This is a genomic window from Roseibium sp. MMSF_3412, assembly GCF_030733265.1.
GTDB lineage: Bacteria > Pseudomonadota > Alphaproteobacteria > Rhizobiales > Stappiaceae > Roseibium.
Window position 1 is genome coordinate 1 of record NZ_JASHJI010000028.1, and the last position, 16,207, is coordinate 16,207.

Sequence of the window (16,207 nt, forward strand, 5' to 3'; positions counted from 1 at the left end):
CCCCCCCACTCGTATTTAACAGACCGGAACCGGAATGGCGAAGACCAATCCCTTTAAATTCATCCAGGAAGTGCGCTCCGAAACGTCCAAGGTGACGTGGCCGACGCGCAAGGAAACAGCCGTGACCACCGCCATGGTGTTCGTCATGGTTTTGATCGCGTCGATCTTCTTCCTCGTCGCGGATCAGCTGATGAGTTGGGGCATCGGTTTGCTTTTGGGTGTCGGCGGCTGAGTAAGACCGACCGTCCGGTTTGCAGACAAGAACAAGAAACGGAACGAAGATCCATGGCCAAGCGCTGGTACATTGTGCACGCCTATTCCAATTTTGAGAAAAAGGTCGCCGATTCCATCCGCGAGAAGGCTGAACAGAAAGGGCTTACCGATCTGTTCGAGGAAATCCTCGTTCCAATGGAAAAGGTCGTTGAAGTGCGCCGTGGCCGCAAGGTCGATACCGAGCGCAAGTTCTTCCCTGGCTATGTCCTGGTGAAGATGGACATGACCAACGAGGCGTTCCACCTCATCAAGGACACTCCGAAAGTGACGGGTTTCCTGGGCGCGGACCAAAAGCCGATGCCGATCCCGGAAAAAGAAGCCCTGCGCATCATGAATCAGGTGCAGGAGGGCGTGGACCGGCCGAAGCCGTCGGTAACCTTCGAGGTTGGTGAGCAGGTGCGCGTGTCCGATGGCCCGTTTGCGTCGTTCTCCGGCCTTGTCGAGGAAGTCGACGACGAGCGTGCACGTCTCAAGGTGGCGGTGTCCATCTTCGGCCGTGCAACGCCGGTTGAATTGGAATTCGGTCAAGTCGACAAGCTTTGACCGTTTGCCGTCCGGAAGGGCGGTTCGAGTGCCCGGGACGAGGCAGCAGCCCGCGGATCGGGAAAATCGGTGGAAGGTTCTGACATTCATCGCCGGATGTCGACGAAGGGCCGGACCACCAGCTCCCAGCCAGTTGGATCGCCGTTCAGCTGCGTATGATTGGAGACAGATATGGCGAAGAAAATTGAAGGTTTCCTGAAGCTTCAGGTGCCGGCAGGTTCCGCGACCCCGTCGCCGCCCATCGGGCCGGCACTTGGTCAGCGTGGTCTGAACATCATGGAATTCTGCAAGGCATTCAATGCGCAGACCCAGGACGTTGAAAAGGGCGCTCCGTGCCCGACCGTGATTACATATTTCACCGACAAGTCCTTCACCTTCGAAGTGAAGACGGCACCGGTAAGCTTTTTCCTGAAAAAGGCTGCAAAGCTGCCGAAGGGTTCCCAGACCCCTGGCCGTGGAACGGTCGGATCGGTCACCCGGGACCAGGTCAGGGAAATCGCCGAAGCCAAGATGAAGGACCTGAACGCCAACGACGTCGACGCAGCAATGCTGATGGTCGAAGGCTCTGCCCGTTCGATGGGCCTTGAGGTGAAGGGGTAAGATCATGGCAAAGGTTGGAAAACGAATTGCTGCTGCCCGTGAAGGCATCGACCGCAACAAGCTGTATGCCCTGGACGAGGCCATCGGTCTGGTAAAGGGCCGCGCCAAGACCAAGTTCGACGAGACCGTTGAAGTTGCGATCAATCTCGGTGTTGATCCGCGTCACGCCGACCAGATGGTCCGCGGCGTCTGCGTTCTGCCGAATGGAACCGGCAAAAACGTTCGCGTTGCCGTTTTCGCACGTGGCGACAAGGCGGATGAGGCCAAGGCAGCCGGTGCCGACATCGTCGGTGCGGAAGAACTGGTCCAGGAAGTGCAGGGCGGCAAGATCGACTTCGATCGCTGCATTGCAACACCCGACATGATGCCGCTGGTCGGCCGTCTGGGTAAAGTGCTCGGCCCGCGCGGCCTGATGCCGAACCCGAAGGTCGGAACGGTGACACCGGACGTGACCGCTGCGGTCAACGACGCCAAGGGCGGCGCCGTTCAGTTCCGCGTCGAAAAGGCGGGTATCGTTCATGCCGGCGTTGGCAAGGTGTCCTTCTCCGAAGAGGCCATCCTGCAGAACGTCAAGGCACTCGTCGACGCGGTCCAGAAGGCCAAGCCGTCCGGTGCCAAAGGCTCTTACCTGAAGCGCATCGCGGTTTCGTCCACGATGGGCCCGGGTGTGAAGATCGACCTCGCCAGCGTTGCAGGCGAGTGATCCGGGCAACCGGATCGATTTGAGATTTCGGCCTTAGGGCCGAATAGACCCGGCGGGTTTCTGCCGGGTTGCCCTGTCCGAGACTGCAGGTGCCGGGAGACCGGCTTAAGCGATTTAGGCCTGCATAGATGGGTGAGAACCGAATTTTCCGCGTCAAGCGGACAACCAGGTTCGAACCAGACCTTGCCGCGCGTTTCCGCGTGAAGGTGAGGGGACAGGACCCTGAGCGCCGCCTCAAAAGCGGTTCCGGGTTCGGAACCGAATGCGGGCGGCAAAGGTAAACCGATGGCGGCAACGCCATCAAATGGAGAAGGCAAGTGGAAAGAGCGGAAAAGCACGAGTTCGTGACGTCTCTCAACGAAGAGCTGGGAAATACCGGCGTCGTTGTCGTCGCGCACTATGCAGGTCTTTCGGTTGCCCAGATGACTGCATTGCGGGCATCTGTGCGTGAAGCCGGCGGCTCTGTAAAAGTCGCAAAAAACCGCCTTGTGAAACTCGCCCTTAAAGGCACCGACCTTGAGCACATCTCCGACCTGTTTCAGGGCCCTACCGTTCTCGTCTACTCAGACGATCCGGTAGCAGCTCCAAAAGCAGCTGTTGATTTCGCCAAGGCCAACGAAAAGTTGGAAATCCTTGGCGGTGCTCTTGGAACGACCAATCTGAACCCGGAAGGCGTCAAGTCTCTGGCAACCATGCCGTCGCTCGATGAGCTGCGTGCGAAACTGGTTGGCATGATCCAGACCCCGGCTTCCCGGATTGCTCAGGTTGTCAACGCACCGGCCGGGCAGCTCGCCCGCGTCTTCAATGCGTATGCCACGAAGGACGAGGCCGCGTAAGGCGTCCAAACACACTGTCTAACGTAACCGAACTGGTTCGAACTTAAGGTACTGAATAAAATGGCTGATCTTGAAAAGCTCGTAGAAGAACTGTCCTCGCTGACCGTCATGGAAGCCGCTGAACTCAGCAAGCTTCTGGAAGAAAAGTGGGGCGTTTCCGCCGCTGCTCCGGTTGCAGTTGCTGCTGTTGGTGGTGCTGGTGGCGGCGAAGCTGCTGCTGCTGAAGAGAAAACCGAATTTGACGTTGTTCTGGCTTCTGCCGGCGACAAGAAAATCAACGTCATCAAGGAAGTCCGTGCAATCACCGGTCTTGGCCTGAAGGAAGCTAAGGAACTCGTTGAGTCCGCTCCGAAAGCCGTCAAGGAAGGCGTTGCCAAGGACGAAGCTGAAGAGCTGAAGAAGAAGCTGGAAGAAGCCGGCGCTTCTGTCGAGCTGAAGTAACAAAGGCTTTTGCCTTTACGCGGTCCCGGGCAACCGGGACCGTTTGTTGCCCCGGCGGGTCCGACCCGTTTCCGGGGCAAACGCACCACTGGGGTATGCCGCGTTTGTCTGCTGTGCCGCGCATGTCCCGGGCCCCATAACCCGGTCAGCTTTTCTTCCAGGTGGAAGCTGATTGAATTTGGGGGACGGTTTTCCGAAGCGCCCGGGCGGGCAGCCCGATTGGAAAAGGGGCGTTTCGGGAAGCCGTTACCCGGCCGATACGAGGAGCGACAATGACCCAAACGTTCAACGGTCGCAAAAAGGTCCGTAAATACTTCGGATCGATCCGCGATGTCGCGGCAATGCCCAATCTCATCGAGGTGCAGAAAGCATCCTACGACCAGTTTCTCCAGGTCGACGAGATGGCGGGCGGTGGCCGCAAAAATGAAGGCCTTGAAGCGGTCTTCCAGTCCGTATTCCCCATCTCCGATTTCGCAGGGACGTCCCTGCTGGAATTTGTTTCCTACGAATTTGAAGCTCCCAAATACGATGTCGACGAGTGCCGCCAGCGCGACATGACGTTCGCAGCGCCGCTCAAGGTCACCCTGCGGCTGATCGTTTTTGATGTTGATGAAGACACAGGTGCCAAGTCCGTCAAGGACATCAAGGAACAGGATGTCTACATGGGCGACATGCCGTTCATGACGGACAACGGCACGTTCATCGTCAACGGCACCGAGCGCGTCATCGTCTCCCAGATGCACCGTTCTCCGGGCGTGTTCTTCGACCATGACAAGGGCAAGACCCATTCTTCCGGCAAGCTGCTGTTTGCCGCGCGTGTCATTCCCTATCGCGGATCCTGGCTCGATATCGAATTCGACGCCAAGGACATCGTGCATGCGCGTATCGACCGCCGGCGCAAGATCCCGGTCACGTCGCTGCTGATGGCGCTTGGCCTGGACGGAGAGGAAATCCTCAACACGTTCTACAACCGGATCGATTACACACGTCAGAAAGACGGGTCCTGGCGCATGCCGTTCGATGGCGCGCGTCTGAAAGGCACCAAGGCGTCCTATGACCTGATCGACGCCGACAGCGGCGAGGTTGTTGTTGAAGGCGGACGCAAGATCACGGCCCGCACGATCCGCCAACTCGGTGACAAGGGTGTGACGGCACTCAAGATCACGGACGAGGATCTGCACGGCCAGTATCTTGCCGAAGACATCGTCGACGTGCAGAGCGGCGAGATTTTCGCCGAGGCAGGCGACGAGATCACCGGAAAACTGCTGGAAGAGCTGGTTGAGCGCGGCTACACCGAACTGCCGATGCTCGACATCGACCATGTCAACACCGGTCCCTATATCCGCAACACGCTCTCTGTCGACAAGAACGAGTCCCGCGAGGACGCGCTCTTCGACATCTACCGCGTGATGCGCCCGGGTGAGCCGCCCACGATCGACACCGCGGAAGCGATGTTCCAGTCGCTGTTCTTTGACGACGAGCGCTACGACCTTTCGGCCGTTGGCCGCGTGAAGATGAACATGCGCCTTGACCTGCAGTGCGAGGATACGGTCCGTACCCTGCGCAAGGAAGATATCCTGGAAGTGATCCGGGTTCTTCTGGAACTGCGTGACGGCAAGGGCGAGATCGACGACATCGACAACCTCGGCAACCGCCGTGTCCGGTCCGTCGGTGAGCTGATGGAAAACCAGTACCGTGTCGGCCTGCTGCGCATGGAACGTGCGATCAAGGAGCGGATGAGCTCCGTCGAAATCGACACGGTCATGCCGCAGGATCTGATCAACGCGAAACCGGCCGCAGCCGCCGTTCGCGAGTTCTTCGGATCTTCGCAGCTGTCGCAGTTCATGGACCAGACCAACCCGCTGTCGGAAGTGACCCACAAGCGCCGCCTCTCGGCTCTTGGCCCGGGCGGTCTGACCCGCGAACGTGCCGGCTTCGAGGTGCGCGACGTGCACCCGACGCATTACGGCCGCATCTGCCCGATCGAGACCCCCGAAGGTCCGAACATCGGTCTGATCAACTCGCTTGCCACGTTCGCGCGCGTCAACAAATACGGCTTCATCGAGAGCCCTTACCGGAAGGTCAATGACGGCGTTGTCAGCAACGAAGTCGTGTACCTGTCGGCCATGGAAGAAGCCAAGCACTACGTCGCTCAGTCCAATGCGGAATATGACGCGGATGGCCGGTTCACAACCGAACTGATCACCTGCCGTCACGCGGGCGAGAACATGATGGTTCCCTCCGACAAGGTCGACCTCATGGACGTTTCGCCGAAACAGCTCGTGTCTGTGGCGGCGGCGCTCATTCCGTTCCTGGAAAACGATGACGCCAACCGTGCTCTCATGGGCTCGAACATGCAGCGTCAGGCCGTGCCCCTGGTACGCGCCGAAGCGCCGTTTGTCGGAACCGGCATGGAGCCGATCGTTGCACGCGATTCGGGAGCTGCCATCGGCGCACGGCGTGCCGGTGTGGTCGATCAGGTCGATGCGACCCGTATCGTCATCCGCGCAACGGAAGATCTCGATCCGGGCAAGTCCGGCGTCGACATCTACCGCCTGCAGAAGTTCCAGCGTTCCAACCAGAACACCTGCATCAACCAGCGCCCGCTGGTGCGTGTCGGTGACCGGGTCCACAAGAGCGACATCATTGCCGACGGTCCGTCCACGGATCTCGGCGATCTGGCGCTCGGCCGGAACGTGCTCGTCGCGTTCATGCCTTGGAACGGCTACAACTTCGAGGATTCCATCCTGCTTTCCGAGCGGATCGTGTCCGACGACGTGTTCACATCGATTCACCTCGAGGAATTCGAAGTGATGGCGCGTGACACCAAGCTCGGCCCGGAAGAAATCACCCGCGACATTCCGAACGTTTCAGAAGAAGCGCTGAAGAATCTCGATGAGGCCGGCATCGTCTATATCGGTGCCGAGCTCAACCCGGGCGATATTCTGGTCGGCAAGATCACGCCGAAGGGCGAAAGCCCGATGACGCCGGAAGAAAAGCTTCTGCGCGCCATCTTCGGCGAGAAAGCGTCCGACGTCCGCGATACGTCCCTGCGCCTGCCGCCGGGCGTCAGCGGCACGGTTGTCGAAGTTCGCGTCTTCAATCGCCACGGCGTTGAAAAAGACGAGCGTGCGATGGCCATCGAGCGCGAGGAAATCGAACGTCTCGCGAAAGACCGTGATGACGAACAGGCGATCCTCGACCGCAACGTCTATGGCCGCCTTGCAGAGATGCTGATGGACAAGACCGCCGTTGCAGGCCCGAAAGGCTTCAGCAAGGACGGTGTTCTGACCGGTGACGTTCTCAATGACTTCCCACGCTCCCAGTGGTGGCAGTTCGCCACAGAGGATGAGAAGTTCATGTCCGAGATCGAGGCTCTGCGCGGTCAGTATGACGATAGCCGGAAGCGGCTCGAGCAGCGGTTCATCGACAAGGTCGAGAAACTGCAGCGCGGTGACGAGCTTCCCCCGGGCGTCATGAAGATGGTCAAGGTCTTCGTTGCCGTGAAGCGCAAGCTTCAGCCAGGCGACAAGATGGCGGGCCGTCATGGCAACAAGGGTGTCGTGTCCAAGATCAACCCGTGTGAAGACATGCCGTTCCTGGAAGACGGGACCCATGTCGACATCGTGCTCAATCCGCTCGGCGTGCCCTCGCGCATGAACGTCGGTCAGATCCTGGAGACCCACCTTGGCTGGGCTTGCCGGGGCATGGGCAACCGGATCGGCGAGATGTACGAGGAGTACAAGCGTTCAGGCCAGATCGAGGAGTTGCGCGGCAAGATCGTCGAGATCTACGGCGACAACATGAAGGGCGACGACGTCAAGTCCTATGACGACGACGGTATCGCCCGGCTTGCAGACCAGCTGAAGAAGGGCGTTTCCATTGCAACGCCGGTCTTTGACGGTGCGCGCGAGCCGGATGTGGTCGAGGCCTTGAACATCGCCGGCTACGATCCGAGCGGCCAGTCGGTCCTTTACGACGGCCGGACCGGTGAGGAGTTCGATCGCAAGGTCACGGTGGGCTACATCTACATGCTGAAGCTGCACCACCTTGTCGACGACAAGATCCATGCCCGTTCGATCGGCCCGTACTCGCTTGTCACGCAGCAGCCGCTGGGTGGTAAGGCGCAGTTTGGTGGCCAGCGCTTCGGGGAAATGGAGGTCTGGGCGCTTGAAGCTTACGGTGCCGCCTACACGCTGCAGGAAATGCTGACAGTGAAGTCGGACGACGTTGCCGGCCGTACAAAGGTCTACGAGGCCATTGTCCGCGGTGACGATACGTTCGAGGCAGGTATTCCGGAAAGCTTCAACGTGCTTGTGAAGGAAATGCGGTCCCTGGGTCTCAACGTTGAACTTCAGCGCACCGATGTACCCGCGATTGCCGAGGAAGAGACTGCGGACGCAGCAGAGTAACCCCGGCAACGGACCACAAATGACTTGGCATGCCGGTTACGGGGACGGTGAACAAAACCCGCTCCCCGGCCGCGCATCGAAGGAGATGGATCATGAATCATGAGGTCATGAACCTGTTTAACCAGCAGGCTCCCACACAGACCTTCGACAATATCCGGATTTCGCTTGCGAGCCCGGAAAAGATCTTGTCCTGGTCTTTCGGCGAAATCAAAAAGCCGGAGACCATCAACTACCGCACGTTCAAGCCTGAACGCGACGGTTTGTTCTGCGCGCGTATCTTTGGCCCGATCAAGGACTACGAGTGTCTGTGCGGCAAGTACAAGCGCATGAAATACAAGGGCGTCATCTGTGAGAAGTGCGGCGTTGAAGTCACGCTCTCCAGGGTTCGCCGTGAACGCATGGGCCATATCGAGCTGGCTGCTCCGGTCGCCCATATCTGGTTCCTGAAATCGCTGCCGAGCCGCATCGGCCTTCTGCTCGACATGACGCTGAAGGACCTGGAACGCGTTCTTTATTTCGAGAACTATGTCGTTCTCGAGCCGGGCCTGACACCGCTGAAACAGCACCAGCTCCTCTCCGAGGAAGACTATGTTGCCGCGCAGGACGAGTACGGTGAAGACGCATTCACGGCCATGATCGGCGCCGAGGCGATCCGCGAGATCCTGATGAGCATGGATCTGGAGCGCGAAAGCGAAAAACTGCGCCAGGAAATCGCCGAGGCGACGACCGAGCTGAAGCCGAAGAAACTGGCGAAGCGTCTCAAGGTCATCGAGGCATTCATGGAGTCGGGCAACCGTCCTGAATGGATGATCATGACCGTCGTTCCGGTTATCCCGCCGGATCTGCGCCCGCTGGTTCCTCTGGATGGCGGCCGTTTCGCGACGTCGGACCTGAACGACCTTTATCGCCGCGTGATCAACCGGAACAACCGTCTGCGCCGCCTGATGGAACTGCGTGCTCCGGACATCATCATCCGGAACGAGAAGCGCATGCTTCAGGAATCCGTCGATGCTCTGTTCGATAACGGGCGCCGCGGCCGCGTCATCACGGGTGCCAACAAGCGTCCGCTGAAGTCGCTGTCCGACATGCTGAAAGGCAAGCAGGGCCGTTTCCGTCAGAACCTTCTCGGCAAGCGCGTCGACTATTCCGGCCGTTCGGTTATCACCGTGGGACCGGAGCTGAAGCTGCACCAGTGCGGTCTGCCGAAGAAGATGGCGCTTGAGCTGTTCAAGCCGTTCATCTATTCGCGCCTCGACGCCAAGGGCTTCTCCTCGACCGTCAAGCAGGCGAAGAAGCTGGTGGAGAAAGAGCGTCCGGAAGTCTGGGATATCCTTGACGAGGTGATCCGCGAGCACCCGGTTCTGCTGAACCGCGCGCCGACGCTTCACCGTCTCGGTATCCAGGCGTTCGAACCGACGCTGATCGAAGGCAAGGCCATCCAGCTGCACCCGCTTGTCTGTTCGGCGTTCAACGCCGACTTCGACGGCGACCAGATGGCTGTTCACGTTCCGCTGTCGCTGGAAGCCCAGCTGGAAGCGCGGACGCTGATGATGTCCACGAACAACATTCTGCACCCGGCGAACGGCGGCCCGATCATCGTTCCCTCGCAGGATATCGTTCTCGGCCTCTACTATCTGTCGATCATGGCGGAAGGCGAGCCGGGCGAGGGCATGGCATTCGGCGATATCGGCGAAATCCATCACGCCCTGGCCAACAAGGTCATCACGCTGCACACCAAGATCAAGGGCCGTTACAAGTCCGTTGATGCAGATGGCAACCCGACGTCCGAAATCATCGAGACGACGCCGGGCCGGATGCTGATCGCGGAATTGCTGCCGAAGCATTTCGAGGTTCCGTTCGAGGCCTGCAACAGGCTGATGACGAAGAAGGAAATCTCCAAGATGATCGACACGGTCTACCGTGCCTGCGGTCAGAAGGAGACGGTCATCTTCTGTGACCGGATCATGGAACTCGGCTTCAAGAATGCCTGTAACGCAGGCATCTCGTTCGGCATGGACGATATGGTCATTCCGGACACCAAGCAGAACCTGGTTGCCGAAACAGCGTCGCTCGCAACCGAATACGAGCAGCAGTACAATGACGGCCTGATCACCCAGGGCGAGAAGTACAACAAGGTTGTCGACGCCTGGGCAAAATGCACAGACAAGATCGCCGACGAAATGATGGCCCGCATCAAGGCGGTCCAGATCGACGATGAAACCGGACGTCAGAAGCCGATGAACTCGGTCTACATGATGTCGCACTCCGGTGCCCGTGGCTCGCCCCAGCAGATGAAGCAGCTGGCGGGTATGCGTGGCCTGATGGCCAAGCCGGACGGTTCCATCATCGAGAACCCGATCATTTCGAACTTCAAGGAAGGCCTGTCGGTTCTGGAGTACTTCAACTCCACGCACGGCGCCCGCAAGGGTCTGGCGGATACCGCCTTGAAGACGGCAAACTCCGGTTACCTCACGCGTCGTCTGGTGGACGTTGCGCAGGACAGCATCATCCTTGAACAGGATTGCGGTTCGGAGCGCGGCATCACCGTTGCGCCGATCGTCGATGCCGGTAACGTCATTGCCTCACTCGGCATGCGCGTTCTCGGACGGACGACCGCCGAAGACGTCGTCAACAACCAGACCGGCGAGGTTCTTGTCCCCAAGGGCAGGCTCATCGACGAGAAGGATGTTGAGGCGATCGAAGCTGCGAAGGTTCAGCAGATCAAGATCCGTTCGGTTCTGACCTGTGAAACCGAAACCGGCGTGTGCGCGACCTGCTACGGCCGTGACCTTGCGCGCGGTACTCCGGTCAACCTCGGCGAGGCCGTTGGTGTCATCGCCGCGCAGTCGATCGGTGAACCGGGCACCCAGCTGACGATGCGGACGTTCCACATCGGCGGTACCGCACAGGTTGTCGACAGCTCGTTCATCGAGTCCAATGTCGACGGCACGGTGAAGATCCGGAACCGCTCCGTTCAGCGCGATTCCGACGGCAATCTCATTGCCATGGTCCGCAACATGTCCATCGTTGTTATCGACAGCGACGGCAATGAGCGTGCCGTGCACCGTGTTGCCTACGGCTCCAAGCTGCACGTGGACGAAGGCGATGCGGTCAAGCGCGGTCAGCGGATTGCCGAATGGGATCCCTATACCCGTCCGATGCTTGCGGAAGTCGACGGTACCGTTGACTTCGAGGATCTGGTTGACGGCGCGTCGGTTCAGGAAACCGCCGACGAGGCGACCGGTATCACCAAGCGTGTCGTCATCGACTGGCGCTCGTCTCAGCGCGGTGCGGACCTCAAGCCTGCGATCGTCATCAAGGACGACAAGGGTGCGATCTCCAAGAACGCCCGTGGTTCCGATGCCCGCCTGATGCTTTCGGTTGACGCCGTTCTTTCGGTTCAGCCGGGATCAACGGTCAAGGCAGGTGACGTTCTTGCGCGTATTCCTCTGGAAAGCGCCAAGACCAAGGACATCACCGGTGGTCTGCCGCGTGTTGCAGAACTGTTCGAGGCACGCCGTCCGAAGGATCATGCGATCATCGCGGAAATCGATGGGACGATCCGGTTCGGCCGTGATTACAAGAACAAGCGCCGCATCATCATCGATCCGGCAGAGGACGGTGCCGATCCCGTCGAATACCTCATCCCGAAGGGCAAGCACTTCCATCTTCAGGAAGGCGATGCCATTGAAAAGGGTGAGTACATTCTCGACGGCAACCCGGCACCGCACGACATCCTGGCGGTCAAGGGCGTTGAGGCGCTTGCGGCCTATCTCGTCAACGAGATCCAGGAAGTCTACCGTCTGCAGGGCGTGACCATCAACGACAAGCACATCGAAGTGATTGTCCGGCAGATGCTGCAGAAAGTCGAAATCACCGATCCGGGCGACACCGAGTTCTTCTCGGGCGAACAGATCGACAAGATCGATTTCGAAGAGGCAAACCAGAAGGCCATCGACAATGCGAGGGATCCGGCCAAGGGCGTTCCCGTCCTGCTCGGTATCACCAAGGCCTCGCTGCAGACGCGGTCCTTCTTCTCGGCGGCTTCCTTCCAGGAAACCACCCGGGTTCTGACCGACGCTGCGGTCAACGGCAAGACCGATCCGCTGGTCGGCCTCAAGGAGAACGTCATTGTCGGCCGTCTGATCCCGGCCGGTACCGGCGGTGTGATGAAACGCATCCGCAAGATCGCATCGCATCGCGACGACCTGATCCAGGAAGCGCAGCGTCAGCAGTCTTCGGAAAGTGCGGCGGAAGGTCTGCTCGAAGACATGACCGGCGCAGCGGAGTAAAGTTCGCGCGCTCCGAAATCCGAAAGGCCGCCTCCGGGCGGCCTTTCTTGTTCAAACGGAATGAAAGAGCTCCGAAATGAATGACAATGAAGTCGAGATGGAGCCGGTGGTCTACATCGTCATCGGCCGTGTCTGGGAAAATGAAGAAGCGCTGCCGGAGGATGCGATCACGATCCATGCCCTGCTGACGGCGCCCGATGATGACGACGCGGTGCGCAAGACGCTCGAGGCGTTGCAGGGGCAGGGCTATGCCGAGGCCGAACTTGACCAGATCGGTGTCATGGACGGCGAACCCGACGACCCGGTCCATGAGGGCGCCTACCAGGATGCGCTTGCGGGAAATGTTGCGATCGTCACGTTCACCGTGTGAGCCTTGTTTCATCGGCGCGGCGCCTGAAACGTGGGTCAGGAGAACGTGCATGGCAGGTATCCGGTTTCAGGTGGGGACGCGGGTCTTTTCCCCGGGTCGGCAGCCCCGACGGTCAGTGCATTGAAAAACCGTTGAATCAGCTGTGGCGATTCTCGAACCAAGACAATTTTGTGACGCAAGTCGCTGGTCTCGTGGGGGTTGGAATTCACGAACTCCGGGAAGGGCAAAGCGGCGGACGCAAGAAAATTACCCAAAGCGTGGGATTTGCAGTGCCTGGATATCAATAGAGCGCTGTTTTGATGTCGAAAATTCGTGTTTGGCAGGGTAGGCGGAACCGCTTGCGGTTTTTTCGACAAAGCACTTGACGCAAAGGGTGCATATGAGTAGGTTCCGCGCATCCCAAGGGCAGGCGGTAAGAGTGAACCGTCCAGCGCTGAACAAAGGCGCAGGACCCAATCCTCTTAAACGCTGCCGGGTTACATAGGCGAATACGCGTCGATTGCATGACCGCGAGGCAACTCGTGGTCCTCTGGTTTTTCGCAGCGCCGGCCGCTCTTTCAGAGCGTGCGGGCGCGATTCTGCATGTCTTGACGGGTTTGCAGGGTCTGCGGGGGACTGCAGTTGCATACGAATTTTTGGATGGACAAGGTAAAGGGCAAAGAATGCCGACCATCAACCAGTTGATCCGCAAGCCGCGGAAAGATCCGCCGAAGCGGAACAAGGTGCCGGCCATGGAGGCCTGCCCTCAGAAGCGTGGTGTTTGCACCCGCGTTTACACGACGACGCCGAAGAAGCCGAACTCGGCTCTGCGTAAGGTGGCCAAGATCCGCCTGACCAACGGCTTCGAAGTCATTGGCTACATCCCGGGTGAAGGTCACAACCTTCAGGAGCACTCGGTGGTGATGATCCGCGGCGGCCGCGTAAAGGACTTGCCGGGTGTGCGCTATCACATCATCCGTGGTGTGCTCGATACCCAGGGCGTCAAGGATCGTAAGCAGCGCCGTTCGAAATACGGCGCCAAGCGGCCGAAGTAAGGAGCACATCAGATGTCCCGTCGTCACCGCGCTGAAAAACGCGAAATCAACCCGGATCCGAAATTCGGGGATGTCGTCGTCACGAAGTTCATGAACTCCATCATGTATGACGGCAAGAAATCCACCGCCGAACGCATCGTCTACGGTGCGTTCGACGTTGTCGAGAACAAGACCCGCGAGAACCCGATCGAGGTTTTCCATGCGGCTCTTGAAAACGTTATGCCGCAAGTGGAAGTGCGCTCCCGCCGTGTTGGTGGCGCGACCTACCAGGTTCCGGTCGAGGTTCGTTCAGACCGCCGTCAGGCGCTCGCGATCCGCTGGCTGATCACCGCTGCGCGCAACCGCAACGAAACCACGATGGTTGATCGTCTCTCCGGCGAACTGCTCGACGCAGCAAACAACCGTGGTACCGCAGTTAAGAAGCGCGAAGACACGCACCGGATGGCCGACGCCAACCGCGCGTTCTCGCACTATCGCTGGTAATTTGACTTCGAAGGGCTGACGCTATGTCGCGCACGCATAAAATCGAGGACTACCGTAACTTCGGCATCATGGCTCACATCGATGCCGGCAAGACCACGACCACGGAACGTATCCTCTACTATACGGGTAAGAGCCACAAGATCGGCGAAGTTCATGACGGCGCAGCCACCATGGACTGGATGGAGCAGGAGCAGGAGCGTGGCATCACGATCACCTCTGCTGCAACGACCGCGTTCTGGAACGATAAGCGCCTGAACATCATCGACACCCCGGGCCACGTTGACTTCACCATTGAAGTCGAGCGCTCCCTGCGTGTTCTCGATGGTGCGGTTGCTCTCCTGGACGCAAACGCCGGTGTTGAGCCGCAGACCGAGACTGTCTGGCGTCAGGCCGACAAGTACAACGTACCGCGGATGATCTTCGTCAACAAGATGGACAAGCTGGGCGCCGATTTCGATCGCTGCGTTACCATGATCAAGGAGCGCCTCGGCGCAACCCCGCTGGTCATGCAGCTGCCGGTTGGCGCTGAAAGCGAATTCGCCGGCTGTGTTGATCTTCTGAAAATGAAGGCTCTGATCTGGCAGGCTGAAAACCTCGGCGCTGCCTGGGACGAAGTTGACATTCCGGCCGATCTTGCCGATCGCGCTCAGGAAATGCACGACGCCCTGATCGAGACGGCCGTTGAAGTCGACGAAGAGGCAATGGAAGCTTACCTGGAAGGTGAAGAGCCCTCCACGGAGAAGCTGAAGGAACTGATCCGCAAGGGCACCATCAGCGGTGACTTCGTGCCGATCTTCTGTGGCTCCGCGTTCAAGAACAAGGGCGTTCAGCCGCTGCTCGACGCTGTTGTCGACTTCCTGCCGAGCCCGGTCGAAGTCCCGGCCATCAAGGGTATCGACCCGAAGACCGAAGAAGAAGTCGAGCGCAAGTCGTCCGACGAAGAACCGCTAGGCCTTCTGGCCTTCAAGATCGCCAACGACCCGTTTGTCGGTTCGCTGACCTTCTGCCGCATCTACTCCGGTGTTCTCAACAAGGGTTCTTCCCTCTTGAACACGGTCAAGGACAAGCGTGAGCGCGTCGGCCGCATGATGCAGATGCACTCCAACTCCCGTGATGACATCGACGTGGCCTACGCAGGCGACATCGTGGCCATCGCCGGCCTCAAGGACACCACGACCGGCGACACCCTGTGTGATCCGCTGAAACCGGTGATCCTGGAGCGCATGGAATTCCCCGAGCCGGTCATCGAGATCGCGGTCGAGCCGAAAACCAAGGGCGACCAGGAAAAGATGGGCCTCGCCCTGAACCGCCTGGCAGCCGAAGATCCTTCGTTCCGCGTCAAGACGGACGAAGAATCCGGCCAGACCATCATCGCCGGCATGGGTGAATTGCACCTCGACATCATCGTCGACCGCATGAAGCGTGAATTCAAGGTCGAGGCGAATATCGGTGCACCTCAGGTTGCCTACCGCGAAACCATCACCAAGGTTGCCGACGTGGATTACACCCACAAGAAGCAGTCCGGTGGTTCCGGTCAGTTCGCTCGCATCAAGCTCACCATCGAGCCGGCCGAGCCGAACGAAGGTTACGTATTCGAGAGCAAGGTTGTCGGCGGTAACGTTCCCAAGGAATACATTCCGGGCGTCACCAAGGGTATCGAAAGCGTCATGTCCTCCGGTCCGCTGGCAGGCTTCCCGATGCTCGATATCAAGGCAACCCTGACCGATGGTGCCTACCACGACGTTGACTCGTCCGTTCTGGCCTTCGAGATCGCCGGTCGTGCCGGTTTCCGCGAAGCAATCCAGAAGGCCGGCCCGAAACTGCTCGAGCCGATCATGAAGGTCGAGGTTGTCACCCCTGAAGACTACATGGGTGACGTGATTGGTGACCTGAACTCCCGCCGCGGCCAGATCGCCGGCACGGAGAACCGGGGCATCGTGACCGTCATCACCGCAATGGTTCCGCTGGCCAACATGTTTGGCTATGTGAACAACCTGCGTTCCATGTCTCAAGGCCGCGCCCAGTATTCGATGGTGTTCGATCACTACGAGCAGGTGCCGCAGGCTGTCGCCGAAGAGGTTCAGGCGAAATACGCCTGACCCCAACCTCTTGATGTCAAAAAGAAATAGAGAAACGGAGTAATCCGATGGCGAAGGAAAAATTTGAGCGCAACAAGCCGCACGTTAACATTGGCACGATTGGCCACGTTGACCACGGCAA

General features: G+C 59.1%; 12 protein-coding genes. All 12 read left to right on the forward strand.

What is annotated here, in order from left to right; translation table 11 throughout:
• Window positions 1-34: 34 nt before the first annotated feature.
• A complete protein-coding gene (gene secE / locus RBB49_RS28180; RefSeq protein WP_306146307.1) occupies window positions 35-232 on the forward strand; it encodes a preprotein translocase subunit SecE in 198 nt (65 codons plus the stop codon).
• Between the two features lie 53 nt (window positions 233-285).
• Entirely contained in the window at window positions 286-816 is a 531-nt protein-coding gene (gene nusG, locus RBB49_RS28185) for a transcription termination/antitermination protein NusG (protein ID WP_306146308.1), read from the forward strand.
• A 171-nt stretch (window positions 817-987) separates the two neighbouring features.
• Window positions 988-1,416, forward strand: coding sequence for a 50S ribosomal protein L11 (gene rplK, locus RBB49_RS28190; protein ID WP_306146309.1), 429 nt, complete (start codon window positions 988-990; stop codon window positions 1,414-1,416).
• A gap of 4 nt (window positions 1,417-1,420) precedes the next feature.
• Window positions 1,421-2,119, forward strand: a complete 699-nt coding sequence (gene rplA, locus RBB49_RS28195) for a 50S ribosomal protein L1 (protein ID WP_306146310.1) — start codon at window positions 1,421-1,423, stop codon at window positions 2,117-2,119.
• A 317-nt stretch (window positions 2,120-2,436) separates the two neighbouring features.
• Entirely contained in the window at window positions 2,437-2,955 is a 519-nt protein-coding gene (gene rplJ / locus RBB49_RS28200; protein WP_306146311.1) for a 50S ribosomal protein L10, read from the forward strand.
• Between the two features lie 60 nt (window positions 2,956-3,015).
• Window positions 3,016-3,396 (forward strand): 50S ribosomal protein L7/L12, encoded by a 381-nt coding sequence (gene rplL / locus RBB49_RS28205; RefSeq protein ID WP_306146312.1) that lies wholly within the window; start codon window positions 3,016-3,018, stop codon window positions 3,394-3,396.
• Window positions 3,397-3,668: 272 nt separating this feature from the next.
• On the forward strand, window positions 3,669-7,808 hold the full coding sequence (gene rpoB, locus RBB49_RS28210) for a DNA-directed RNA polymerase subunit beta (protein WP_306146313.1): 4,140 nt from the start codon (window positions 3,669-3,671) through the stop codon (window positions 7,806-7,808).
• Window positions 7,809-7,900: 92 nt separating this feature from the next.
• Complete coding sequence (gene rpoC / locus RBB49_RS28215; protein WP_306146314.1) at window positions 7,901-12,100, forward strand: DNA-directed RNA polymerase subunit beta'; 4,200 nt, start codon at window positions 7,901-7,903, stop codon at window positions 12,098-12,100.
• 76 nt (window positions 12,101-12,176) lie between these two features.
• On the forward strand, window positions 12,177-12,470 hold the full coding sequence (locus RBB49_RS28220; protein WP_306146315.1) for a regulator: 294 nt from the start codon (window positions 12,177-12,179) through the stop codon (window positions 12,468-12,470).
• A 662-nt stretch (window positions 12,471-13,132) separates the two neighbouring features.
• On the forward strand, window positions 13,133-13,504 hold the full coding sequence (gene rpsL, locus RBB49_RS28225) for a 30S ribosomal protein S12 (RefSeq protein ID WP_006936459.1): 372 nt from the start codon (window positions 13,133-13,135) through the stop codon (window positions 13,502-13,504).
• 12 nt (window positions 13,505-13,516) lie between these two features.
• Window positions 13,517-13,987: a 30S ribosomal protein S7 gene (rpsG, locus tag RBB49_RS28230; protein ID WP_305989747.1), complete on the forward strand. Its 471-nt coding sequence runs from the start codon at window positions 13,517-13,519 to the stop codon at window positions 13,985-13,987.
• A 23-nt stretch (window positions 13,988-14,010) separates the two neighbouring features.
• Window positions 14,011-16,086: an elongation factor G gene (fusA, locus tag RBB49_RS28235; protein ID WP_306146316.1), complete on the forward strand. Its 2,076-nt coding sequence runs from the start codon at window positions 14,011-14,013 to the stop codon at window positions 16,084-16,086.
• The last annotated feature ends 121 nt before the right edge of the window (window positions 16,087-16,207 follow it).

Coding starts and splice junctions, on each gene's coding strand:
- rpoC (WP_306146314.1), top strand. CDS start 7,901: ATGAATCATGAGGTCATGAACCTGTTTAACCAGCAGGCTCCCACACAG.
- rplL (WP_306146312.1), top strand. CDS start 3,016: ATGGCTGATCTTGAAAAGCTCGTAGAAGAACTGTCCTCGCTGACCGTC.
- nusG (WP_306146308.1), top strand. CDS start 286: ATGGCCAAGCGCTGGTACATTGTGCACGCCTATTCCAATTTTGAGAAA.
- fusA (WP_306146316.1), top strand. CDS start 14,011: ATGTCGCGCACGCATAAAATCGAGGACTACCGTAACTTCGGCATCATG.
- rplA (WP_306146310.1), top strand. CDS start 1,421: ATGGCAAAGGTTGGAAAACGAATTGCTGCTGCCCGTGAAGGCATCGAC.
- rpsL (WP_006936459.1), top strand. CDS start 13,133: ATGCCGACCATCAACCAGTTGATCCGCAAGCCGCGGAAAGATCCGCCG.
- rpsG (WP_305989747.1), top strand. CDS start 13,517: ATGTCCCGTCGTCACCGCGCTGAAAAACGCGAAATCAACCCGGATCCG.
- rplK (WP_306146309.1), top strand. CDS start 988: ATGGCGAAGAAAATTGAAGGTTTCCTGAAGCTTCAGGTGCCGGCAGGT.
- RBB49_RS28220 (WP_306146315.1), top strand. CDS start 12,177: ATGAATGACAATGAAGTCGAGATGGAGCCGGTGGTCTACATCGTCATC.
- rpoB (WP_306146313.1), top strand. CDS start 3,669: ATGACCCAAACGTTCAACGGTCGCAAAAAGGTCCGTAAATACTTCGGA.
- secE (WP_306146307.1), top strand. CDS start 35: ATGGCGAAGACCAATCCCTTTAAATTCATCCAGGAAGTGCGCTCCGAA.